We start from the raw sequence: 21,748 nt of genomic DNA on the forward strand, positions 1-21,748 counted from the left end.
GGGACATCAGACATGGATTTCAGCTCAGTTGATCCACGCCTCAGGTCCGTGGTCAAAGTACGCCTTGCACTGCCCAACAACCGTGAGGCCCTTCTAGGAACTGGATTCTTGCTGGGTGAGGGGAAAGTCCTGACAGCGCGGCATGTTATCAAGAATCTGACCGACGACGATACTCGCAATTCCGAGTGGTGGACCCTAAACGATCATCCGATTGCAGACCTGCGAGTTGCTCCAGCGGGAGCCGCAGGCAGAGGATGGCCCGTTACAGCAGCATCTCAATTTCGGCATGACGAAAAGCTCGACGCCACAGTTCTGTCGGTCCCTGCAGCGAGCGGAATATTTGGTCATTGCGTGGGAGCAACCTACCTGGGGGTCGAACCATTGCACGGGTGTCGACTCGTAGGATTTCCCATCGCCGCCACAGATAATGAATCCATTGGAGTTGAGCAGATTAGAGTTACACTCAACCCTATTAGCGGCGAGTCATCCGGTCTGATAGCTTTTGACATCGAGTCGGCACAACCGGCCGTACAGGAGGGATGGAAAGGCATTTCAGGTGCGGGGATAATTGATCGCCAAGGTCGACTACTCGGACTCGCAAACTCGATCCACCGCAGATTCCAAGGAAGATTGTTTGGAACCGGAGTCGATAGAATCAAGAAATCTTCGGCCCTGGAAGACCGGGACGAACTTAAATCTGATTGGCGATCGGATTCGTCAGAGCCAAGTTCGCTAGAACATCTAGCGAAATTGCCGATACATAGATTTACTGAGAATCAACTACTTTTTGAAGCAGAGAGTACTCGATCGTTCAATCAAAGTTCGCTATTCTCATTGATCCAACAGCAGAATAAGATAGTTGAATTCGTGGAAGACTCGAGCAGAAGGCACCTCCTCAAGGAGATTTTGAAGTGGGCGGAAGGCAAGTCAAATGTAGCCCCCTCATTTGAAGTAATGTTGCTTACTGGACCAGCAGGTGCCGGTAAGTCAAGACTTGCCGCAGAGGTTTGCGAGCGCCTTAAGAACGCGGCCGAATGGCAAGAAGCTGGGTTCATGGACCTTAATCGAATCTATGAGGGAGCAAGAGTTGAAACTATCCCACAAATTCCGATGTTCTCTGTGTTCGACTATGCGGATCAATCACCTGAACTGATCGGGAATTTCCTTTCCGTATGGAAGCGAATCGAAGCCAACGGAGGTCTACACTCAAATATTAGAGTACTCCTAATCTCGCGAAATTACAACGATTGGCTTGCTCGTTTGCTAGGGAAAATTCAAGATGGAGAAGCTATTCCGATATTCCATCGGCAGATCTCTTCGAATTCTTTTGATGAAATTGCGCGCAGATCGCACTTCAATGCAGCGTTCGAGGCATTTAGTAGGCATTTTGGAACCCCAATTGATCCGATCCCAGAACTTGATCTCGATTCTGCCACTTACGATCGGCCGTTGACTGTTCATATCGCGGCCATTCTCGCCAGCATTCGGAGGCTTGACGACTCTCAAAGATACACCGGGCCAGAAATCGAGAGAGAAGACGCTCAGTCCAAGCTTCTCTCCGATTTCATTTGGAGAGAAGGGCGACGCTGGGTCAGCTTTCGGTCCGAGACAGGTCAGCCTGCTTTCTACGACCGCACTGAGGCTATGGATGCGTTGTGCGTGGTGGCGCTCACTGCCCCATCACTTTCTGATCTACCTGAACTTTTGAAATGCACTATTAGTTATCAAGATGCATCATTGGCGGAGCGGCGTCGTGTGGCGCGAGCAATTTATGAGCTGTACCCAAATGAACCAGATGAGGGCAATGTCGGACTTTTGAATTTGGATTACTTGAATGCCAAACTTGCCCCAATCGAACCTGACCTAATCGCTGCGCAATTGGTGTACAGCGTTCCTGATCGCAGATCTTTGATTACGAATCTAGCCATGCATCCAATCGTGCTCCATAATTCTGAATATCTGACCAAACTATTGAAATCGCTGACTCTAGCGGCGGACGAGTATGAGGCTGTCAATGAGGATCTAAAGCTTCTGCTCAGTATTGATCGTCAAAACATCCTTGAAACGCCATTGCTCAGATTCATAGATGCTTCAGTTCCTGAAGCGAATGAAAAGCATGGAGCTGCACTTGTAGCTGCGATAGTTTCGACCGTAAGCTCTGCCGGACTTGATTCTGATCCCGAAGTTGACAACGCTGCTGGCCTAATCATGGTGCTTTGTCGATTGCCTATGAATAACCCAGCTCTTTCCAGTCTTGGCGTCATACTTTCTCGTCGAGAAATTACGATGTGGAAACGAATAGGCGGACTTGAAGAACTGGCGAGAGCCCATATATCACATGCAAGTTGGCTGGGAAACGACGGACAGCACAACCTTGCTGTGGATGCAGCACAACAGGCGGTTGCGATCTTTAGAGCCCTTGCGGAAGATAACCGGCAAAACTATCTCTCGGAGTGGGCGAATTCCGTCAACAGCCTCGCAATTGCTTATCATAATACCAATCGAGATTCTGAGGCGCTTACCGAAATTCGCCTTGCAGTTTCTCTATACGAAGAATTGGTGGAACTAGATCGAAGCTCCCATTTGGAGGGGTTTGCAATGACGAAAAGCAACCTGTCTAATGCTTTGGGAGAAATTGGGGAGCATGACGAAGCTTTGCTTCTTGCGGAGCAGGCATTCGCTCTATTCACTGAGCTTTCTGAGGGTAGTGAATGTTCATATCAAGATGATATCGCCATGACAATGAATAATCTTGCTAATGTGCTTTTTCGCTCGAATCGCGTAGACGAGTCAGTAGAGCTTATGAGGTCTGCAGTGTCGATTTATGAAGAGCTAGTTTCAAACGATCGTATCGGCTACCTTGCTGATCTTGCAATGTCGCTATATAATCTGGCTGAGAATCTGGTGGGCGCCGGAGAGTATTCCGATGCATTTGAATCCGCTGAACGATCCATAGATCTCTATCGAGAGCTTTGTGTGATCAACCGCAGAGCGTATATTCCAGTTTTGTTGACACCGTTGAGACGAATCACAATATGGTACGCCGAATGCGGAAGAGTGGATGACTCTCTACGGAATGCAAGTGAAGCTCTTTCGCTATCGAATGATTTGATCGAAATCGATAGGTCGATGTTTCTCCCAGAATTGTATGGCACCCTGGTTAACGCTTCTCTCGTTCGAGGATTTCTGAATGTGGATGTTGATGCCGCAATAATCGATCTTGACCGAGCGGTTGCCATTGCCACGGAAATATCCCATACGGATGAGTCATTCAATGACAATATCGGATTTGCAAATATGTTTCGTGAGCACTTTATTGAACAGCGCGATGGGCAATCGAGTTAATTTTGGGCGTGGGTCGCGGAAGTGGGGCTCGCTCCACCTTGCGAGCCCCACCCATTGGAGGAAGGTCTCAGAGGCGGCCTTGTTGGGCTGCTCGGGTGAGGATGGCTTCGGCTTCGTGGCGCCAGGTTCGTTTGCGGTCGTCGGGGGTGCTCTTCCAGCCGGGGCGGGTGCTCATGCCGCAAATTCGGCCTTGGTCGTGGAGGAGGTCAGCGACCGGGGTGAGGGTGCCTGCGACGTTGATGACGCTGAGGACGGCGTGCTCGGAGGCGGCGGTGGGCTCGACGGCGAAGCGGAAGCCGAAGCAGTCGAAAGTGCCGATCGCGGTCGAGGATAGGGCGGCCGGTCTCGGAGGTTCGTGCCCTTCGGCGTACCAGGTGGCGATGAGCGAGGCGATGTGGCGGCGTTGCTGGTTCTTCCATTCGTCCGTCTGCTCGCGCCAGGGCTCTTCCCAGCGGACTTCACGGAGGACACCGCCTGCGTGTGCGGCCGAGCCAATCTTGGCGGGCTTACCGAGGTGGGTCAGCCAGATCGAGGCGTACCCGGTAGTCCGGCGGGCCATGAGGGTGAGGCGGTTGCCGTACTCGGTCATCCACTCGCCCAGCACCTCCGACTTAGCGGCCTGGTCGGGCGCCTGTGCCTGCGTCATGCGTATCCCCCTGTTGCGTGGTCGTTGGCCTCGGCTTGGTGCCGTTTGAAAGCGGCGTACCTACAGGGTGGTTGACAGACAGGGACGACTGAACTACACAATGGGACGCGAAGAGACGTCCTCCAGACCCGAAGCCGTCCCCGATGGGAATCCCTATGCCGAATGAGCGATTGAAGGAAGCCATGCAGATGGCTGGGCTGACGCCGGAGGGGATTGCGGAGGAGATCGAAGTCGATGCGAAGACCGTGCGGCGCTGGATCAGCAGCGGTCGAGTGCCGTATCCGCGACACCGCTCGGCGGTCGCCACGATGCTCGATGAGACCGAGGAGTACCTGTGGCCGAACATCGACACCGCCGAGCGCCAAGCGCGCGTTTCCCAGTCCGAGGTGATCCGGACCTACCCGCGCCGCTTCCAGGTGCCGCCGGAGTTGTGGCGGCGGTTGTTCGACAACGCCACCGAGCGGATCAGCATCCTCGTGTACTCCGGGCTGTTCCTGCCCGAACATGATCCGGGTCTGATCGAGGCGTTGCAGCAGAAGGCCGCCGCTGGCACCAGGATCACGATCCTGCTCGGTGACCCTGACAGCGAGGTGGTGGGGTGCGAGGGCGCGAGGAGGGCATCGGCGATGCGCTCGCCGCGAAGGTCCGCAACGTCCTGTCCTTCTACGAGAAACTGCGGGGCACTGAGAGCGTCTTCGTCGGTTACCACTCGACGACGCTGTACAACAGCATTTACCGCTATGACGACGAGATGCTGGTCAACACGCACCTGTACGGGTTCCCTGCCGCCCACGCCCCGGTCCTTCACCTGCGTCGGCTCGCCGGGGGCACCCTGTTCAACTCGTACGCTGACAGTTTCGACCGAGTCTGGACCGCTTCGCGGAGCGCCTGGAGCGGTGATCATGGCAAGGTGAGGCCATGAGCCGCATCGACCACATCAACAATCCCGACGCTCCCGCGCCCAACAGCGTCGTGCCCTCAACGGTCGCCTTCGTGGCCGACAGCGAGGGGCGGGTGCTCTTGATCCAGCGCTCGGACAACGGCGACTGGGCACTGCCTGGTGGCGGGCATGACCTGGGGGAGCGGATCGCCGACACCGCGATCCGCGAAACCAAGGAGGAGACCGGGCTCGACATCGAGATCACCGGCGTCATCGGCCTCTACACCGACCCGGGCCACCTGATCGAGTACAGCGACGGCGAGGTCCGCCAGCAGTTCTCGGTCGCATTTCGCGGCGAGCCGGTCGGCGGGGCGCTGCGCACCAGCTCCGAATCGACTCAGGTCGCCTGGGTCGCATCGAAGGATCTCGCCGACCTGCCCATCAACCCCTCGATGCGGCTGCGCATCGAGCACGGCCTCGCCAACCGCAGCGAGCCTTACATCGGCTGAGTAGGCCGAATCCAGTCCTCGACTCGTTTCACTACCTCGAAGAACTCGCCTGCGCTGAGTTCGATGAACTCGACGACAACGGAACCCGGTTCGTAGCGATTCCGGATCTCAGCGATGCGTTCCTCGACCGTGAACTCCTGGCCGTCCGGTCCGGTGGTCAGGTCGCAGTACCAGAGCAGGTCAGCCACACGGGACATCTCACGGTCGAACTCGTCGGAGAGCTCCCGGTCAAAACCGCGAAGCTCCGCCTCGACAACAGCGTTGGTGTGGTGAGCAACTAGCGCCGCCACGCGGTCTGAGAACTTGAGGTCCCGGAGCCACCGTGCCCCATCGAGTGGATGGAATCCCGTCTTGGCGATCGAAGGTGCGTAGCCGATGTCGTGCAACGTCGCGGCCGACACGAGCAGCTCGCGGTCGTGCGGTTCTTCAATGAGTGAAGCCAACTGCTCAGCGCGAGCGGCCACCGCTTGAACATGCCGCCACCGACGAGGCAGCACCTCGCTCAACTTCTGCTCTGCGAGGCCCCTTGCGCGATCAGCCATGCCCAGTTGCACCCGACGATCCTAGCCCGCCTCAAGTTTCGGACATCTCGACATGAACGGTCGGGTGGTGCGGGTGCGGTGCGGGTTTGTGCGGGTGCTTCACCCTCACAGACCCGCACGAACGCTTGCTTTAGCAAGGTTTTCGAGTCATGCTCGCGCTCGCAGTGCAAGCGATCATGCCAACTTGCTTCCAGCGTCGAGAGGAGTTCAAACGATCCAGTACGAGATGAGGGTGGAACGGCCTCGCGAAAGCGGTGCCGCACGGAGACGTGCCCGCAGGCACCTGGGTCGGGGGTGGGTCTATGGCATCCTGGCGTAAGCCCGCGCTGGCGGCGGCGTCGCTGGGCGAGGTTGCCCACCAGTTGACGGAGCGCGATTATGCGATCATCAAGCACTTGAGCCGGTTCCGGCTGCTCACTATCGTGCAGTTGGAGCGGGTCTTCTTCGATTCGGCCTCCTCGGCCTACGACCGGGTCAAGACGCTGTGCGAGCGGGGGCTGCTGGACCGCCGGCGCCCCTCGACGCACGAGGCGTACCGGTACTTCTTGGGCTGGCACGGCCTGTCCCTGGTGCACGCGATTGCTACCGCTGACTTCGAGCGTGACCCCGGGATTGATCTCTTCGGCAAGAGCGAGAAGCCGCAGCCCGGCAGGCCCCCGACCAAGTTGAAGGCCCGGCAGCACGCGGACAAGCTCTTCTTCTCGTCCCACCGCTCGCACCTCGAAGGCGTCAACGACTTCTACACGCGTCTGGCGTTCTCCTGCCGCACCAGCCTCGATGCCGAGCTGCGGTACTGGTATGTCGAGCATGAGGCCGTGCGGGTGTCCCCGGCTTCGGGTGTGCGAGCGGACGGCTGCTTCGACCTCGATTTCGCCGGGCGGGAGCGGGAGTTCTGGTACGAGTACGACACCGGGACCGAGCCGCTGGACCGTCTCGTGGGCAAAGTCGACTGGTACAACCAGGAGATCGCCCGGCGCCAGAGCATCAGTCTCAGGGACATCAAGGAGGGCAGGTACACCCGCGAGCAGGTCCTCGCCCAGGCGCCGCCGCGGATGATGCTCATCGAGTTCACCAAGCCGGGACGGGAGGCGAACCTCCACGACCGGCTCGCTGCCACAGGCGGCCTCGACCTCGTCGCCACCTCCACCACCGCACGGAGTGGCGATCCGCTCGGCCCGGTCTGGTGGTGTGCCGGGACCTCGCCAGGTGAGATGCGGCGGCTCGCAGAGGTCTACACCTTCCGCCATCTGTAACGGCAGTAGCGAAGGCGCGGCCAAGGAGTTCCGGAACCATGTCCGGGAGGGGCCCCGTCTCCGTCTCCGCGAGCACCTCCGAGACGCCTCGGGCACCCGCACCGCCGCGTTTCCCCAGCTCGCTACGCATAGATGTCAGACGCTGTGCGGGTCCTACTAAATACATTCTGATTTACCCCCAAAGGGTCTTACGGCGACCTGCATGCACCTCCCGGCTCGCTCCCCTCAGCCTCATTCAGCATCGGCTGCCACTCTCGTACTTGCAACATGAGTCACATTCCGATAACCTAGAGCACATCTGAGACCACGAGTGACGGCGCGTCGCTTCCCTTGCTCTGGTCATCTCTCTTCCCACAGCCTGCACGGGCACACCTGTCGCGCTCGGCCGTACGCGAGGCAGCGGCTCGACAGCGCTCCGCTGCGTGCGCGATCCGAGTCGCTTCACCCGTCCGTGTTGCAGGCTCGTATCCCCATCGAGTCCGCGCTACGGTCCCCAAAGGGGCCGCTACCTACGCATTCACCCGGCGGTGGGCGCGATGAGCCGGGCCAGTCGACACATCCGCGTGACCGGCAAACGGCGCGATGTCATCGACACCGACCGGCTGGCCGCGCTACTGCTGCGCGTCGCACTACAACGCGCCGCAGACGACGACGCCGAACCGACCGCGTCAGGTCCGGCGGCCCCTGACAGCCATGCAGACGACGCCGAAGGGGAAGCAGCAACATGAACGACCACGACCAGCGGGAAGGCCACCAAGACGGCGGCAGGGCCGTCATCTACCTGCGGGTGTCCTCCAAGGGGCAGGTGGAGACCGACTACGACCCTGAAGGGAACTCGATCCCGGCCCAGCGCAAAGCCTGCATGCAGTTGGCCGAGCGCCTGGGGCTGACCGTGGTCGAGGAGTACGTCGAGCCGGGGAAGTCCGCCCGCTCGATCGACGGCCGCCCCGCCTTCCGCCGGATGATGGGCCGCATCCGCAACCAGCGCGACATCGAGCATGTCGTGGTCTACATGCGCTCGCGCTTGTTCCGCGACGCCACCGACGCAGGGCTCACCAAGCGCGAACTGCGCAGCCTCGGCGTCTCGATCCTGTCGGTCAAGGACCCCACCGACGACACCCCGACCGGCGACCTCATGGCGCACATGGTCGACGGCTTCAACGAGTACCAGTCCCGCGTCTCAGGCCAGGACATCGCCTACAAGATGGAAGCCAAGGCCGCCCGAGGCGGCACACCCGGCCGTGCGCCCCTCGGGTATCTGAACGTCCGCGAGACCGTCGACGGCCACGAGGTCCGCACCGTCGCACCCGACCCCGAACGCGCACCTCTCGTACGAATGCTGTTCGAGCATTACGCCACCGGCCAGCACTCGTTCCCCCAGCTTCGCGGACTCGCCGCCAGCGCGGGCCTGCGCACCCGACCCACCCGCAAATACCCGGCGGGCACGGCCGTCTCGATCCACAAGATCGGCCAGATGCTCCGCGACCGCTACTACCTCGGCACCGTCACCTTCAACGGCACCGAGTACCCCGGCCGCCACGAACCCCTCATCACCACCGAGCTGTTTGACAAGGTCCAGACCGTGCTCTACGAGGAGCACGGCGCGGGCAATCGCGACCGCAAATGGGACCACTACCTCAAGGGCCTGGTGTGGTGCGGGCGGTGCGGGAGGCGGCTGATCATCGAGCGGGCCAAGTCCAAGACCGGGCGCCTGTACTTCTACTTCCTGTGCATGGGCCGCAACGAGCGAAGCGGATGCGACCTCCCTCGGTTCGCTACCGCCACCGTCGAACGGACCGTCGCCGCCCACTACGCCACCATCGCGTTCAGCCCCACCGAGGCAGCGGAAGCGAAGCAGGGTCTTTCCGGCGTCGCCACTGCGAACCGGGAGACCACGACCGTCCTGCGACGCAACCTCAAACGCGAGCGCACCCGCCTCGATGCGCTCGAAGGCCAGATCGTCGAACTGCTCGGCCACCCCGACTGGCCCACCGACAAACTCACCACGCGCGTCAAAGACATCCGCACCCAGCGCGAGGCCATCGACTCCCAACTCGCCACCGACCACACCCCCCACCTCGCCGGGGCCGCCGAGCTCGTCGCGCCCCTGCTCGACCTCCTGGCCGACCCGCGCGGACTCTACGAAGGCATGCGCAACGAGGACCGGAAGATTCTCAACTCCATCTGCTTCGCCAAACTCGCCCTCGACGCCGACGACACCCACCAGCCTGTCGTCACCACCAGCACAACGACCGCGACCATCAGCCCGGTCCTGACCTACCGCGACCGGACACGCGAAAGCGGCACCAACCCGGAGGTTGATGCCGCTGACGACAGTGACGTTCATATGGGTCTGAGTTCAAGGTCAGACCTTATGGTGGAGCTGCAGGGAATCGAACCCTGGTCCTCCGCGGCCTTCATGAGGCTTCTCCGGGTGCAGTCCGCTGTGCCTTTTATCGAGCCCCACCGATCACGCGGACGAGTCGGTGAGACGGGCTCTAATCGCCGAAAGTCTCGGACGGCGTCCCAGCGATCAAGACGACGGCCACAGCATCCTTAAATGATGCCGCAGATCCAGGGCGGATGCGCCCCTGGTGCGGCAAACTTCACGCTCGCTTAGGCAGCGAGGGCGAAGTCAGTGCGTTGCTTTGCGTTGGCACTTGTTGGTTTCCAACATCGGTTTACGAGACGGCGTTGGCTTCCTCGACCCGCTTCCCTCACGTCAACGTACGGAGTCGAAACCGATCAGCCCCTGGATGGATGCCAGGCGCAACGTCGAGTGAGTAAATCACCCTGTTCAGTTGTACTGCGGAATTCTACCCCGTCCCAACGGCCGGGGTCGACCCGATATTCCCGTCAGCTCCCGCCGCGCTTGTTGGCGCGGCCGACGGCCCGCTCGATCTCACGGTCGGACTCGCGCTTGGCGATGGCCTGGCGCTTGTCGTAGTTCTTGCGACCGCGGCCCAGGCCCAGCTCCATCTTGGCGTACCCGTTCTGGAAGTACACCGAGAGCGGGACCAGCGTCAGGCCGGCCTCGTCGAGCTTCGGGGCGAGCTTGTCGATCTCGGAGCGGTGCAGCAGGAGCTTGCGGATGCGCCGGGGCGGGTGGTTCGTCCACGTCCCGTAGTCGTACTCGGGGATGTGGAAGTTGTGGACGCGGGCCTCGCCGTTTCGGATCTCGGCGTACGCGTCGACGATGTTCCCGCGGCCCTGGCGCAGCGCCTTGACCTCGGTCCCCGACAGGACCATCCCGGCCTCGAAGGTGTCCAGGATCTCGTAGTCGTGGCGGGCCTTCCGGTTGGTGGTCACCACCGAGCGCTCGGGACCCGAGTGCTTGACCTTTTCCTGCTTCTTCTTGGACACCAGGCAAGCTTAACGATCGAACAGTCGTACGTCGAAACCTTATCGGCACAGGCAGGACGGGAGGTACGGCACGGGGTTGACGCGCTCGCCGTTGACGCGCACCTCGAAGTGCAAGTGCGGGCCGGTGCTGTCGCCGGTGGTGCCGACCGCGCCGATGCCCTCGTCCTTGTCCACGTGCTCGCCGTAGGACACCCAGATGCTCGACTGGTGCGCGTAGCAGGACGTGACGCCCCCGCCGTGCGAGATGCACGTGAGCTTCCCGTAGCCGGAGCTCCAGCCCGCGTAGACCACCTTGCCGGAGGCCGCGGCGTGGATCGTGGTGCCCGAGGACGCCGCGAAGTCGGTGCCGCCGTGGAGGCGCGCGTACCCGAAGATCGGGTGCATGCGCCAGCCGAAGTCCGAGGACTTCCAGCCGTCGACCGGCACGACCCAGCCGCGCCCGCCGCCACCGCCGCCGGAGGACGAGCCGCCGCCGTGGTCGCCGTTGTCGTCGTCGTCCTCGCGGCGCAGCTGGTCGGCGAGGCGCTCGGACTCGGCTTCGAGGTCGTCGTAGTCGGACTGGGCCTCGTCGCGGGAGGACTCGGCGACCGCGAGCGCGGCCTCCTGGTCGGACTGGAGTTGCTGGACGGCGAGCTGCGCGGCGTGGGCCTCGGCCTCGCGGGCCTGGGCGTCGGCGAGGGCCTGCGCGGCGGCGGCCTCGGCGGCCTCCGCGGCGGCCTGGGCCGTGGCGGCGGCGTTCTCGGCGTTGGCGGCCTCGCGGCGCGAGAGGGTGACCTCCTGGACGGCCTGGTCCCTGCCGTCCATGAGGAATTCGAGGTAGGTGAGGCCGTCGATGGCCTCGGCGGGCTCGTCGGAGGCGAGGATCGCGTCCACGGTGAGCAGCTCGGCGCCGCGGGCGGTGGCGTTGAACAGGGAGGCGCGGGCCTCGCGGGCCTCGTCGACGGCCGCGGCGGCGGCCTCGTACTCGGCCTCGGCGGCGGCGAGCGCCTCGCGGGCGGCCTCGGCTTCGCGGGCGGCCTGCGCGGACTCGGCCTCGGCGGCGGCGACGCGGCCCTGGGCGACGTCCACGTCGTGCTCGGCGCCGGGCAGGCGAGCCTCGGTCTCGGCGAGGACGGCGCCGGCGGCGCGGACCTCGTCGGAGGCGTCCTCCAGCTCGGCGGCCATCTCGGCCTTCTGCCGGTCGACCTCGTCGAGATCGGACTGGGAGACCCCGAATGCGGGACTGCTCGCGGTCCCCGCCGTCAGGAGCAGGGCCGCGAGCAGCCATCCGATTCGCCTCATAGCGCCCGAATGTAGTCCATCTGCGACGGATCTTCAGGCAGATCGGCGCGAGCGCCCCGATCAGGTGAGGGTCAGACCTTGATGTTGAACCGCAACGTGATCCACGCGGTGACCGCGGAGATGAGCGCGGAGATCCCGGTGAGGATCGGCAGCAGCATGAGGATCGACTGCATGTCGATCGGCGGCATCAGGGAGAACAGGTCCTTGAACTGGCCGTCGATGACGAGGAACTTCGCCGCGATGAGCGTCGCGAACGCGAAGATGGCGCCGATGACGCCCGCGAACACGGCCTCCAGGACGAACGGCGCCTGGACGAACCAGTTCGGCGCGCCGACGAGCTTCATGATGGCGACCTCGCGGCGCCGCGAGTAGGCGGCGACCTGGATCGTGTTGGCGACCAGCATGAGGGCGGCGATGCCCTGGACGAGCGCGACGATCAGGGTGAGGCGCTGGGCCCCGCCGAGGATGTCGAACACCTGCTGGAGGATGTCGCGCTGGTTGGTGACCTGGTAGACGCCTTCGCGCTCCTGGAAGTCGGCGATGAGCTTCGGCGCGTCGTCGATGTTCTTCATCTTGATGCGGAAGGCCGCCGGGAGCACCTCGGGGTCGACGGAGTCGACGAGGTCCTTGGACTCCTCGAAGGTGTCCTTGAACCGCTCGTACGCCTTGTCCTTGGACTCGAACACGACCTGCTCGGCGTAGCCGCTGGCCTCCAGGTCGGCCTTGAGCTGGTCGGTCGTCGGCTGGTCGATGTCGCGGTCGAGGTAGACCACCACTTCGAGGTTGGTCTGGTAGTACTCCTCGATGACGTCGACCTGGTTGTACAGCAGCAGGCCCGCGCCGAGCATCGTCAGCGAGACGGCCATGGTGATGATCATGGCGACGGTCATGGAGATGTTGCGCCACAGTCCGAGGAAGACCTCGGACATCACGTACTTCGCGCGCATTAGCTCTGGTTCTGCCTTTCGCTCAGCCGTAGACGCCGCGCGCCTGGTCGCGGACGATCTGGCCGTTCTCGATCTCGATGACGCGGCGACGCATCTGGTTCACGATGTTGGAGTCGTGGGTGACCATGAGGATGGTGGTGCCCGTCCGGCTGATCCGGTCGAGGAGCCGCATGATCTCGATCGAGGTGTCGGGGTCGAGGTTACCGGTGGGCTCGTCGGCCAGCAGGAGCAGCGGGCGGTTGACGAACGCGCGGGCCACGGCGACGCGCTGCTGCTCGCCGCCGGAGAGCTCGTGCGGGTAGCGGTGCTCCTTGCCGCCGAGGCCGACGAGTTCGAGGACCTCGGGGACGACGCGGCGGGCCACGGACTTGGGCTTGCCGATGACCTCCAGCGCGAACGCGACGTTCTCGGCGGCGGTGCGGTTCGGCAGCAGCCGGAAGTCCTGGAACACGCAGCCGATGCTCCGGCGGTACGCCGGGGTCTTCCAGCGGCGCAGCCGGGTCACGTCGGTGTCCCCGACGGTGATCTTGCCCTTGTCCGGGATCTCTTCGCGGAGCAGGAGCTTGATGATCGTGGACTTACCCGCACCGGTCGGGCCGATGAAGAAGACGAACTCTCCCTTGTCGATGAAGACGTTCATGTCCTCGACCGAGGGCCGGTTCGACCGGGGGTAGTGCTTGGTTACACCCTCAAGCTGAATCACGAGGCGGAGTCTATCCGCCGAATTCCGGAGGGGGTCCGGCGGCTCCAGTACAAGCGTGGCATATTCCGTCGTTTCGGACCCATATGTCACGACCGCCCGGTGGTAACGACGCGATTTCGCCCGAACGGGGGAAGCACATGTGGTCAGGAGGCCCATGCGCGCGCGTCGAAGGGTCACCGGGCGGGCACGGGCCGTCCACAGCGGATCGTAGATCCTATAGGAAACAGGAGCTACGATCCGAGCTGGTCGGCGTTCTTCTCGCTGCTCTTGCGCCAGCGGATGCCCGCCTCCAGGAACCCGTCGATGTTGCCGTCGTACACGCCCTTGACGTCGGCGGTCTCGAAGCCGGTCCGCAGGTCCTTGACCATCTGGTACGGGTGCTCGACGTAGGAGCGCATCTGGTCGCCCCACGAGGCGGTGGCCGAGCCGCGCAGCTCGTCGACCTTGGCGCGCTCCTCGTCGCGGGTGCGCTGGAGGAGCTTGGCCTTGAGGACCGCCATCGCGGTGGCCTTGTTCTGGAGCTGCGAGCGCTCGTTCTGGCAGGAGACGACGATGCCGGTGGGGAGGTGGGTCAGGCGCACCGCCGAGTCGGTGGTGTTGACGCCCTGGCCGCCGGGGCCGGAGGAGCGGTAGACGTCCACGCGGATCTCGTCCTCGGGGATCTCGTCGATCTCGTCGGTCTGCTCCAGGGCCGGGACGACCTCGACGGCGGCGAAGCCGGTCTGGCGGCGCCCCTGGTTGTCGTACTTCGAGATGCGCACGACGCGGTGCGTGCCCTGCTCGACGGAGAGGTGGCCGTAGGCGTACGGGCCCTTGACGGCGAAGGTCGCCGAGCGGATGCCGGCCTCCTCGGCGTAGGACACGTCGTACACCTCGGTGCCGAAGCCGTGCGGCTCCGACCAGCGCAGGTACATGCGCATGAGCTGCTCGGCGAAGTCGCAGGCGTCGGCGCCCCCGGCGCCGGACCGGACGGTCACGACGCAGTCGCGCTCGTCGTACTCGCCGGAGAGGAGGGTGCGGACCTCCAGCTCGTCGACGGCCTTGCGGATCGAGGCGAGCTCGGCGCCGGCCTCGGCGGCCGCGCTCGGGTCGTTCTCGGCGTCGGCGAGCTCGAAGAGGACCTCGACGTCGTCCATGCGCCCGTGGAGCGAGGTGAGCTTCTTGAGCTCGGCCTGGATGGAGGAGAGGCGGGAGGTGAGCTTCTGGGCGTGATCGGGGTCGTCCCACAGCCCGGGGTCGGCGGCCGCGGCCTCAAGCTCGGACAGCTCGCGCCGGAGCGCGGGGAGGTCGAGGACGGCCTCGACGCTGGCGAGCGTCGCCTTGAGTTCGCGGAGATCGGCGGAAACATCGACACTGGTCACAACAGATCAGGGTACGCCTGTATTCGGGCTCATACGAAACGGGACGCGAGCCCCTCTGGGGCCGCGTCCCGCTCCGTGCTTGATCTCGTGCGTCCGGCTCGGCGCCGGGGTCTTTAGGCGACTACCGCTTCTTCAGCCAGCTGAGCGCCGAACGGTGGTAGCCGATCGCGAACTCCATCGCGACGGCGGCGTTCGGGTCCTCGTCGGCGTAGTCCTTCGCGGCGGCACGGGCCTCTGCCAAGGCCTCCTGGTGCTGCTCGACCGCGTCGGCGAACATCTCGTCGGCGGTGTCCTTCGAGAGGTAGTCGAGGAAGGCCGTGCGCAGCGCGACGGGGTCGCGCAGCTGGCCGATCCGGGCCGGCTCGTTGAGCCAGCGGGTGAACGCCCGCTTGCCGTTGGCGCTGATCGTGTAGGGCACCGAGGCGCGCGGCCCCGGCTTCCCGACGCGCACCAGGCCGCCTTCGGCGAGGGCGGGGAGTTCGCGGTAGACCTGCGAGCGCGTCATGGTCCAGTACGGACCGAGGCGACGGGTCGCCTCCGCCATGAGTTGTCCGCCGGTCATCGGTCCTTCGTGCAGCAAGCCCAGCAATGCTGCTGAGGTCGCGTTGAGTTCTTTTCCTGCCATGCCCGACAGGATGCCATGTGGATGCCGCCCTGACAAGTGGACAGCTCCAATGTGTCGATAGACCCCGACCGATGGTTCGTGCTGCGTGACCACGGAAAGCACTGCAAGCCATGTGAATCCGACGGCGACCGATACGGGATTGCAACGCATGATCGGAGAATTCCAATCGTGTGATCCCCATCGCCCTCATCGGTTCGGGTGACGCGGCGTCACTCGCCGCGCATGGATCATTATCGACTGTCGCGGCCGTTTTCACTTGTCGGCATGGGGGAACCGATGAGGTCCGATCCGGGCGAGTCGTCGTCGGAACCGCCCTCAGTGGAGCCTCCAGTTTCACCCTCTGATCCGGACATATCAGGTGATTCCGCCCCGTCGTCGGGGCTCTCCGACTCCGGCCCTTCAGGAGTGGCGGACTCCTCGTCGGCCGACGCCGTGCCGCTCGCGTCCGGTTCCGTTGGGTCCGCAGAGGACTCGTCCTCGGCGGGGGCGGACGTTCCGGCCTCTTCAGACGGATCGCCCGCATTCTCCGCATTCGGGACGTCGGGTCCGGTGAGGGCCGCGACGGCCCAGACCGCCGCGGCCGCCAGGCCCACGAGGACCAAGGCGGCCACGAGGAACCGGCCGCGGCGCGCGGGCTCGGCGCCGGGCTCCTGCCCGGCGGCGAGGAGCGCGCCGATGCCCTCCGCGGCGTGGGGCGTGACGGGCTCGTAGTTGAACGCCTTCGTCGTGTCCCGTTCGCGCAGTTCGGGTTCGATGGGCGCGGTGGCCTGGCGGGAGAGGCGCGGGGCGAGGCGGCGCAGCTCGGCGGCGACCGCGTCGAGGTCGCCGCGGGCGCGCGGGTCGAGCGCCAGGAGCGTCTCCACGACCTGCCACAGGTCGCGGTCGACCGCCGCGGGCTTGACGGGGATGCGCGTGAGGTGGCGCTCCACGACCTCCGTGATGGACCCGCCGCGGTAGGCGCTGTGCGCGGTGAGCGCCTCGTAGAGGACCAGGCCGAGCGCGTAGTTGTCGACGCCGGTGCTCGCGGAGTCGCCGGAGGCGACCTCGGGGGCGATGTACTCGGGGGTGCCGTGGGAGGGCGCGGTGCGGGAGGCGGCGGCGCGGGCGATGCCGAAGTCGACGAACTTGACGCCGTCCGATCCGGCGAGCATGAGGTTGCCGGGCTTGACGTCCGAGTGGCGGTAGCCGGAGCGGTGGACCGCGGCGAGGGTCTCGGCGGCGCTGGCGCACCGCAGGGCGGCCTCGGCGGCCGGGAGGGGCCCGTGGAGGCGCAGGTGCTCGCGCAGGTCCAGGCCCTCGATGAACTCCAGGACGACCGCGCAGACGGCCTCGGTGACGATGAAGTCCTTGACCGCGACGACGCCCGGGTGGTCGATGGTCCGCAGGATCTCGGCCTCGGCCCGGAAGGACTCGAAGATCTCCGCCTCGCCGCGCAGCTCCTCGCGGAGGACCTTGACGGCGACCCACTCGCCGGTGATGCGGTCGAAGGCCCGCCAGACGACGCCCACCGCGCCCCGGGCGATCTCGTGCTCCAGGACGTAGCGGTCGGCCAGCACGGACTTCATGGCAGCTCCCGGGGGTGGGTGGCGAAGCGGGCTGAATCCACTGTAATCGGGACGTCACCGCAGCTCAGCGGCGGGTTGGCAGGCTGGCACGAACGGGGGATACAGCGCGGGGCGCGTCCGGTGCGCGGACCGGGGCTCAACGGTCGCGTCCTGTGAGTGCGGGACCACTACACTTGCGCCCATGTCCCTCGAACGGCCAAGCTTTGAACAGACTGCCGAAACTCAGTGCCGAATCAGTGGTGATCGCCTGTGACCGAATTGCGATGGCGCTACGGCGCCGCCACAGACGTGGGCAAAGTCCGCGACTTGAACGAGGACTCCCACCTCGCGTCGCGGCGGCTGCTCGCGGTCGCCGACGGCGTGGGCGGCGCCGCCGCCGGTGAGGTCGCCAGCGGGGTGACCATCGCCGAGGTGACCCGCCTGGCCCGCCGCTCCCCCGCGGACGCCCACGCGGAGCTGGGCGAGGTCGTCGAGGCCGCCCGCGACCGCATCCGCGCCGCCGTGGCCGAGAACCCCGAGTCCGAGGGGATGGCGACGACCCTGACGGGCCTGTGGCTCGGCGACGACGCGGTCGACATCGTCCACATCGGCGACTCCCGGGCCTACCAGGTCCGCGGCGAGGACTTCGTCCAGGTCACCGTGGACGACTCGTACGTGCAGCACCTGGTCGACGAGGGCGCCATCACCCCCGCCGAGGCCCAGGACCACCCCTACAAGTCCGTCGTCACCCGCGTGCTCCAGGCCAACCCCGCCCCGGCGCACTTCGAGACGCGGCCCGCGCAGCTCGGCGACCGGTACATGCTCTGCTCCGACGGGCTCAGCGACGTCGTGGACGACGCCGTGATCGAGAACGTCCTGCGCGACTTCGCCGACCCCCAGGCGGCCGCGGAGGAGCTGGTGCGCCTCGCGCTCGAAGGCGGCGGCCCCGACAACGTCACCGTCGTCGTCGGCGACGTCTCCGAGCACCGCGCGCGCCGCCGCTGGCCGTGGGTGCTCGCCGCGGTGGCGGCGGTGCTCCTCGTGGCCGCGATCGCGTTGGGCCTGTACTTCTTCTAGGACGCAAGACCTCTGGGACTCGACGGGAGGGCCGTCCGGCATCGCCGGGCGGCCCTCCCGCGTTCAGTCGAACGCGAGGCCGACGTTCGCGCCCTCGGCGCGGACCGCGTAGTCGAAGTACGCGGCGTCGTCGGCGGTCACGTTGTTCAGGTGCCCGTGGAGCTCGTAGCCGATGATGCCGACGAGGCGGTTCCAGGCGAGGATGAGCCGCGCGGTCTCCTCGACGGTGAAGGCGCCCTCTTCGAGGAGGGCGAGCATGGCGGGCTCGATCGCGGCCGGGTCGCACTTCGGGCCGGTGTAGGGGCGCAGGCCGTTGTCGCGCTTGGCGTCCGCGACGATGCGCGCGAGCGTCAGGGGCATGCGGGCGGCGATCTCGGTGGTGAGGTGCGGGGCGGCGTACCCGGGGACGGGGGTGCCGAACAGCAGCGCGTACTCGTGCCGGTTGGCGAGGGCCCAGTCGCGCACGCCGTTCCAGACGCCGATCCAGCGGATCTCGGGCACGGCCTTCGGGCGGTCGGCGCTCTCGGCGGCCTCGCCGACCTCGTTGTAGGACTCGATGAGGAGCGCGGTCAGCAGCTCGTCGCGGCTCGCGAAGTAGCGGTACACGGCCGAGGAGGCCATGCCGAGGTCGCGGGCGACCGAGCGCAGCGACAGGCCGGGGGCCCCGACCTCGCCGAGCTGGCGGCGGGCGGTCGCGAGGATCTCCTTCGTGAGCTCGGCGCGGGCGCGTTCTCTGGCGGTTCTCGGCGCGTTCATGAGACCAGTGTACAGAAACGAGAGCACCGCTCTTGCATCCTCGGGAACCGTGTGCAATCATTGCTCTCAACAGAGAGCACCGCTCACTAAAGCGAGCGGTGGACCCCAAGGAGCCTCCATGACCCGCATTGCCCCCGACCCCCGAGCCCGCATGGGCGCCCTCGCCTTCGCGCTCGCCGGGATCCTCTTCGTCCTCTACGAGGTCGCCGCGCCCCGCGAGGACCAGACCACCCTCGAAGGCGCCGCCTCCTGGGCCAGCGCCGGATGGTCGATCGCCCACGTCTCGGCCATCGTCGGCCTCATCCTCATCCCCCTCGGGTACGGCGCCCTGCGCGGCCTCCTGGAGGGGACGCGGAACGAGAGGACCGCCTTCCTCGCCGCCACCATCGGCTACATCGGCTCGGGCCTGACGATCTCGTACTACGGCGCGGAGGTCTACGGCCTCAAGGCGATCGGCGAGCGCGCCGTCGCCGACGGGGACGCCTCGCTGACCGAGGTCGGCGACGCGTTCCGCATGGACTCGACCGCCATGACCGTGTTCGCGATCGGCCTGGCGCTCATCGCCGTCGCCGGCGTCCTCGCCGCGGTCGCGGTGTGGCGCTCGGGGGTGCTGTCGAAGTGGTCCGGCGTGCCGTTCGCGGTCCTCATGGTCACGTTCCTGCCGCAGTTCTTCCTGCCGCAGCCGGGCCGGATCGTCTGGGGCGCACTGGTGACGGTGGCGGCGCTGTGGCTCGCGGCCGAGCTGTGGCGGGCCTCCTCGAAGGCGCCCGCGAAGGAACTGCAAGCGGTGTAAGCGAATAAGGAGGCGGCCCCCGGCGATCACTCGCCGGGGGCCGCCTCCGTACGTCCTAAGCGGACAGCGCGATGCCGTCGAGGATGTCGTGCTCCGAGATGAGCACCTCGCCGATCCCGCTGCGCTCCATGACGGTCCGCAGCACGAGGGCGCCTCCGACGATGACGTCGGCGCGGCCCGGGTGCATGACGGGGATCGCCAGGCGCGCGTCCAGATCGGCGGCGGCGAGGTCGTCGGCGACCTGCGCGACCTGCGCATAAGTGAGGCGCGTGCCGTCGATCGCGTCGGGGTCGTAGGCGGCCAGGCCCAGGGAGATCGCGGCGACGGTAGTCGCCGTCCCGGCCACGGCCACGAGCTCGGTCGCCTCGCGGCCGGGATCGGCCACGGCGAGCGCCTTGTCGACGATGCCGGTGACGTCGGCGACCGCCGCGCCGATCTCGCCGCTCAGCGGCGGGTCGGAGTGGAGGTGGCGCTCGGTCATGCGGACGCAGCCGACGTCCACGGAGATCGCGGCGACGACGTCGCCGCCGGTGCCGCGGACGAACTCGGTTGAGCCGCCGCCGATGTCGATGAGGAGGCGCTGGCCGTCGTGCGCGGGGAGGGTGGCGACGGCGCCGGTGAAGGACAGGCGGGCCTCCTCGTCGCCGGTGATGACCTCGGGGGCCTGGCCGAGCACCTGCTCGACCATGGCGGTGAAGTCGGCGGCGTTGGCGGCGTCGCGGCTCGCGGAGGTGGCGACCATGCGGATCGCCTCGGCGCCGTGCTCCTTGATCTGCGCGGTGTAGTCGGCGAGCGCGTCGCGGGTGCGCGTCAGCGCGGCCGCGGAGAGGCGGCCGGTCTGGTCGACGCCTTCGCCGAGGCGCACGACCTCCATGCGGCGCACCACGTCGTGGAGGCGGCCCGCGTCGTCGACGTCGGCGATGAGGAGGCGGATGGAGTTGGTGCCGCAGTCGATCCCAGCGACGCGTCGGGCGCTCATTCGGCGGCCTCCTGCTTCGTCGCGCAGCTGGAGGAGCGCCACCATTCGGGGAGCATCTCGATCGCCTCGTCGCCCATGGGGCTGACGCCGGGTCCGGCGGCGAGGGCGTGGCCGACGAGGGCGTGGAGGCACTTGACGCGGTCGGGCAGGCCCCCGGCGGAGACGCCCGCGATCTCGGGGACGTCGCCGAGGCGGGCGCGGCGGGCGAGGTAGTCCTCGTGGGCGCGGCGGTGGTGCTCGGCGAGCTCGGGGTCGGCGTTCAGGCGCTCGTTCATGTCCTTCATGACGCCGCCGCCTTCGAGGCGGCCGATCGCGGACGCGGCCTTGGGGCAGGTCAGGTAGTACGTGGTGGGGAACGGCGTGCCGTCGGGCAGGCGCGGTTCGGTTTCGACGACGGCGGGCTGCCCGCAGGGGCAGCGCCAGGCGACGGCGCGGGCGCCGCGGATGGGGCGGCCGAGCTGCTTGGTGACGGCGGCCGCGTCGGCCTCCGTCACCGGCTGCGGGTCCTGCGGCCACGCTTCGGGCTTCACTCGGTTACTCCCCCGGTTCCTCGGTCTCGTCCGGATCAAGCTGATCGGCGTCTTCAAAGGTATCGGTGAGCGCTTCGTACCAGGGCTTGTCGGCCCCGGATTCGTCGTCCTCGCCACCGGTGTGCTTCGGGTCGTCCTCGTCGATGACGATGACGAGGTCCTCGCCGGGGGGCACGAGGAGGAGGCTGGAGCGGATCTGGGCCTCCACGTACTCGGGGTCGTCCCACTTGAGGCGCTCGGCCTCCAGGTCGTCGATGCGGTCCTGCTGGGCGGACTGCTCGGCTTCGAGGCGGTTGATCTCGATGCGCTGCTCGACGTAGGTGCGCAGGGGGTAGGCGTACGCGAGGGCGAGCGCGGAGAGGACGAGCGCGAGGACGGCGGCGCGGCGGGAGACCTTCTTCGCGGGCCGGTACCGGACCCGCTTGACCTCGGCGCGGCCCGCGGCCCCGGGGGCGGGGCGCCGGGCGGCGCGGGTGCGGCCGGGACCGGTGGATCGTCCTCCGGGGCGGCTGGGTCGGCGGCTCGCGTTCACGGGCCCAGCCTAGTCGATGCGGCACGGCGGAGGCCCCCGCGCCGAAGCACGGGGGCCTTCACTTCAGGTTCCCTTCAGGCGG

General features: G+C 65.8%; 20 protein-coding genes, 1 other RNA gene and 1 pseudogene. 8 read left to right on the plus strand and 14 right to left on the minus strand.

Going from position 1 to position 21,748, the window contains the following annotated elements:
- Positions 1–12 precede the first annotated feature (12 nt).
- Positions 13–3,345: a tetratricopeptide repeat protein gene (locus AB0A65_RS00890; RefSeq protein WP_359944144.1), complete on the plus strand. Its 3,333-nt coding sequence runs from the start codon at positions 13–15 to the stop codon at positions 3,343–3,345.
- A gap of 67 nt (positions 3,346–3,412) precedes the next feature.
- Here the strand turns inward: AB0A65_RS00890 and AB0A65_RS00895 are convergent, their stop codons facing one another.
- Positions 3,413–3,991 carry a hypothetical protein gene (locus AB0A65_RS00895; protein ID WP_359944147.1) on the minus strand — a complete coding sequence of 193 codons (579 nt, stop codon included), beginning with the start codon at positions 3,989–3,991 and terminating at the stop codon, positions 3,413–3,415.
- Between the two features lie 598 nt (positions 3,992–4,589).
- Here AB0A65_RS00895 and AB0A65_RS00900 point away from each other — a divergent pair.
- Both AB0A65_RS00900 and AB0A65_RS00905 read left to right on the plus strand, forming a co-directional pair.
- Positions 4,590–4,913 (plus strand): hypothetical protein, encoded by a 324-nt coding sequence (locus AB0A65_RS00900; protein WP_359944150.1) that lies wholly within the window; start codon positions 4,590–4,592, stop codon positions 4,911–4,913.
- On the plus strand, positions 4,910–5,380 hold the full coding sequence (locus tag AB0A65_RS00905; RefSeq protein ID WP_359944152.1) for an NUDIX domain-containing protein: 471 nt from the start codon (positions 4,910–4,912) through the stop codon (positions 5,378–5,380). Before AB0A65_RS00900 ends, AB0A65_RS00905 begins: the two co-directional genes overlap by 4 nt.
- Here the strand turns inward: AB0A65_RS00905 and AB0A65_RS00910 are convergent.
- The gene (locus AB0A65_RS00910) at positions 5,368–5,934 is read right to left on the minus strand and encodes an HD domain-containing protein (protein WP_359944154.1); all 567 of its coding nucleotides are present in this window, start codon (positions 5,932–5,934) and stop codon (positions 5,368–5,370) included. The genes AB0A65_RS00905 and AB0A65_RS00910 overlap by 13 nt on opposite strands.
- A gap of 290 nt (positions 5,935–6,224) precedes the next feature.
- On the opposite strand from AB0A65_RS00910, the gene AB0A65_RS00915 reads away from it, so the two are divergent.
- The 3 genes and pseudogenes from AB0A65_RS00915 to AB0A65_RS00925 form a co-directional block, all read left to right on the plus strand.
- A complete protein-coding gene (locus AB0A65_RS00915; RefSeq protein ID WP_359944157.1) occupies positions 6,225–7,175 on the plus strand; it encodes a replication-relaxation family protein in 951 nt (316 codons plus the stop codon).
- Positions 7,176–7,738: 563 nt separating this feature from the next.
- A complete protein-coding gene (locus tag AB0A65_RS00920; protein WP_359944160.1) occupies positions 7,739–7,903 on the plus strand; it encodes a hypothetical protein in 165 nt (54 codons plus the stop codon).
- A pseudogene (locus AB0A65_RS00925) lies at positions 7,900–8,925 on the plus strand (recombinase family protein); the annotation flags it as partial. The gene AB0A65_RS00920 and the pseudogene AB0A65_RS00925, both read left to right, overlap by 4 nt.
- Positions 8,926–9,550: 625 nt before the next feature.
- Here AB0A65_RS00925 and ssrA read toward each other — a convergent pair.
- From ssrA to AB0A65_RS00965, 8 genes are all read right to left on the minus strand, one after another.
- Positions 9,551–9,928: a transfer-messenger RNA gene (gene ssrA, locus AB0A65_RS00930) on the minus strand.
- Positions 9,929–10,031: 103 nt separating this feature from the next.
- Positions 10,032–10,538 (minus strand): SsrA-binding protein SmpB, encoded by a 507-nt coding sequence (gene smpB, locus AB0A65_RS00935; protein WP_359944163.1) that lies wholly within the window; start codon positions 10,536–10,538, stop codon positions 10,032–10,034.
- 39 nt (positions 10,539–10,577) lie between these two features.
- Positions 10,578–11,819 (minus strand): M23 family metallopeptidase, encoded by a 1,242-nt coding sequence (locus tag AB0A65_RS00940; RefSeq protein WP_359944166.1) that lies wholly within the window; start codon positions 11,817–11,819, stop codon positions 10,578–10,580.
- 71 nt (positions 11,820–11,890) lie between these two features.
- On the minus strand, positions 11,891–12,766 hold the full coding sequence (ftsX, locus tag AB0A65_RS00945; protein WP_359944169.1) for a permease-like cell division protein FtsX: 876 nt from the start codon (positions 12,764–12,766) through the stop codon (positions 11,891–11,893).
- A 22-nt stretch (positions 12,767–12,788) separates the two neighbouring features.
- Positions 12,789–13,469: a cell division ATP-binding protein FtsE gene (ftsE, locus tag AB0A65_RS00950; protein WP_106362569.1), complete on the minus strand. Its 681-nt coding sequence runs from the start codon at positions 13,467–13,469 to the stop codon at positions 12,789–12,791.
- Between the two features lie 230 nt (positions 13,470–13,699).
- Positions 13,700–14,830: a peptide chain release factor 2 gene (gene prfB / locus AB0A65_RS00955; RefSeq protein WP_359944172.1), complete on the minus strand. Its 1,131-nt coding sequence runs from the start codon at positions 14,828–14,830 to the stop codon at positions 13,700–13,702.
- A gap of 121 nt (positions 14,831–14,951) precedes the next feature.
- Positions 14,952–15,455 carry a PadR family transcriptional regulator gene (locus tag AB0A65_RS00960; RefSeq protein ID WP_106361802.1) on the minus strand — a complete coding sequence of 168 codons (504 nt, stop codon included), beginning with the start codon at positions 15,453–15,455 and terminating at the stop codon, positions 14,952–14,954.
- A gap of 230 nt (positions 15,456–15,685) precedes the next feature.
- Entirely contained in the window at positions 15,686–17,020 is a 1,335-nt protein-coding gene (locus AB0A65_RS00965) for a protein kinase (RefSeq protein WP_359944175.1), read from the minus strand.
- Positions 17,021–17,269: 249 nt separating this feature from the next.
- Between AB0A65_RS00965 and AB0A65_RS00970 the strand changes: the two genes are divergently transcribed.
- Entirely contained in the window at positions 17,270–18,076 is an 807-nt protein-coding gene (locus AB0A65_RS00970) for a protein phosphatase 2C domain-containing protein (protein WP_359944178.1), read from the plus strand.
- 63 nt (positions 18,077–18,139) lie between these two features.
- Here the strand turns inward: AB0A65_RS00970 and AB0A65_RS00975 are convergent, their stop codons facing one another.
- Positions 18,140–18,832, minus strand: coding sequence for a TetR/AcrR family transcriptional regulator (locus tag AB0A65_RS00975; protein WP_359944181.1), 693 nt, complete (start codon positions 18,830–18,832; stop codon positions 18,140–18,142).
- Between the two features lie 118 nt (positions 18,833–18,950).
- Between AB0A65_RS00975 and AB0A65_RS00980 the strand changes: the two genes are divergently transcribed.
- Complete coding sequence (locus AB0A65_RS00980) at positions 18,951–19,625, plus strand: hypothetical protein (RefSeq protein WP_359944184.1); 675 nt, start codon at positions 18,951–18,953, stop codon at positions 19,623–19,625.
- A 55-nt stretch (positions 19,626–19,680) separates the two neighbouring features.
- Here the strand turns inward: AB0A65_RS00980 and AB0A65_RS00985 are convergent, their stop codons facing one another.
- From AB0A65_RS00985 to AB0A65_RS00995, 3 genes are read right to left on the minus strand one after another with little or no spacing between them, the layout of a single operon-like run.
- Positions 19,681–20,604, minus strand: coding sequence for a Ppx/GppA phosphatase family protein (locus AB0A65_RS00985; RefSeq protein ID WP_359944187.1), 924 nt, complete (start codon positions 20,602–20,604; stop codon positions 19,681–19,683).
- Positions 20,601–21,134 carry a DUF501 domain-containing protein gene (locus AB0A65_RS00990; RefSeq protein ID WP_359944190.1) on the minus strand — a complete coding sequence of 178 codons (534 nt, stop codon included), beginning with the start codon at positions 21,132–21,134 and terminating at the stop codon, positions 20,601–20,603. The genes AB0A65_RS00985 and AB0A65_RS00990 overlap by 4 nt, the downstream gene beginning before the upstream one ends.
- Positions 21,135–21,138: 4 nt before the next feature.
- Positions 21,139–21,666 (minus strand): septum formation initiator family protein, encoded by a 528-nt coding sequence (locus tag AB0A65_RS00995; protein ID WP_359944193.1) that lies wholly within the window; start codon positions 21,664–21,666, stop codon positions 21,139–21,141.
- Positions 21,667–21,748: the final 82 nt, after the last annotated feature.

The sequence above is a fragment of the Glycomyces sp. NPDC047010 genome, assembly GCF_040644205.1.
GTDB lineage: Bacteria > Actinomycetota > Actinomycetes > Mycobacteriales > Micromonosporaceae > Glycomyces.

Excerpts from the sequence above, each read along its gene's own strand:
- AB0A65_RS00890 (WP_359944144.1), top strand. The coding sequence starts at position 13 with ATGGATTTCAGCTCAGTTGATCCACGCCTCAGGTCCGTGGTCAAAGTA.
- AB0A65_RS00895 (WP_359944147.1), bottom strand. The coding sequence starts at position 3,991 with ATGACGCAGGCACAGGCGCCCGACCAGGCCGCTAAGTCGGAGGTGCTG.
- AB0A65_RS00905 (WP_359944152.1), top strand. The coding sequence starts at position 4,910 with ATGAGCCGCATCGACCACATCAACAATCCCGACGCTCCCGCGCCCAAC.
- AB0A65_RS00915 (WP_359944157.1), top strand. The coding sequence starts at position 6,225 with ATGGCATCCTGGCGTAAGCCCGCGCTGGCGGCGGCGTCGCTGGGCGAG.
- AB0A65_RS00940 (WP_359944166.1), bottom strand. The coding sequence starts at position 11,819 with ATGAGGCGAATCGGATGGCTGCTCGCGGCCCTGCTCCTGACGGCGGGG.
- ftsX (WP_359944169.1), bottom strand. The coding sequence starts at position 12,766 with ATGCGCGCGAAGTACGTGATGTCCGAGGTCTTCCTCGGACTGTGGCGC.
- AB0A65_RS00960 (WP_106361802.1), bottom strand. The coding sequence starts at position 15,455 with ATGGCAGGAAAAGAACTCAACGCGACCTCAGCAGCATTGCTGGGCTTG.
- AB0A65_RS00965 (WP_359944175.1), bottom strand. The coding sequence starts at position 17,020 with ATGAAGTCCGTGCTGGCCGACCGCTACGTCCTGGAGCACGAGATCGCC.
- AB0A65_RS00975 (WP_359944181.1), bottom strand. The coding sequence starts at position 18,832 with ATGAACGCGCCGAGAACCGCCAGAGAACGCGCCCGCGCCGAGCTCACG.
- AB0A65_RS00980 (WP_359944184.1), top strand. The coding sequence starts at position 18,951 with ATGACCCGCATTGCCCCCGACCCCCGAGCCCGCATGGGCGCCCTCGCC.
- AB0A65_RS00985 (WP_359944187.1), bottom strand. The coding sequence starts at position 20,604 with ATGAGCGCCCGACGCGTCGCTGGGATCGACTGCGGCACCAACTCCATC.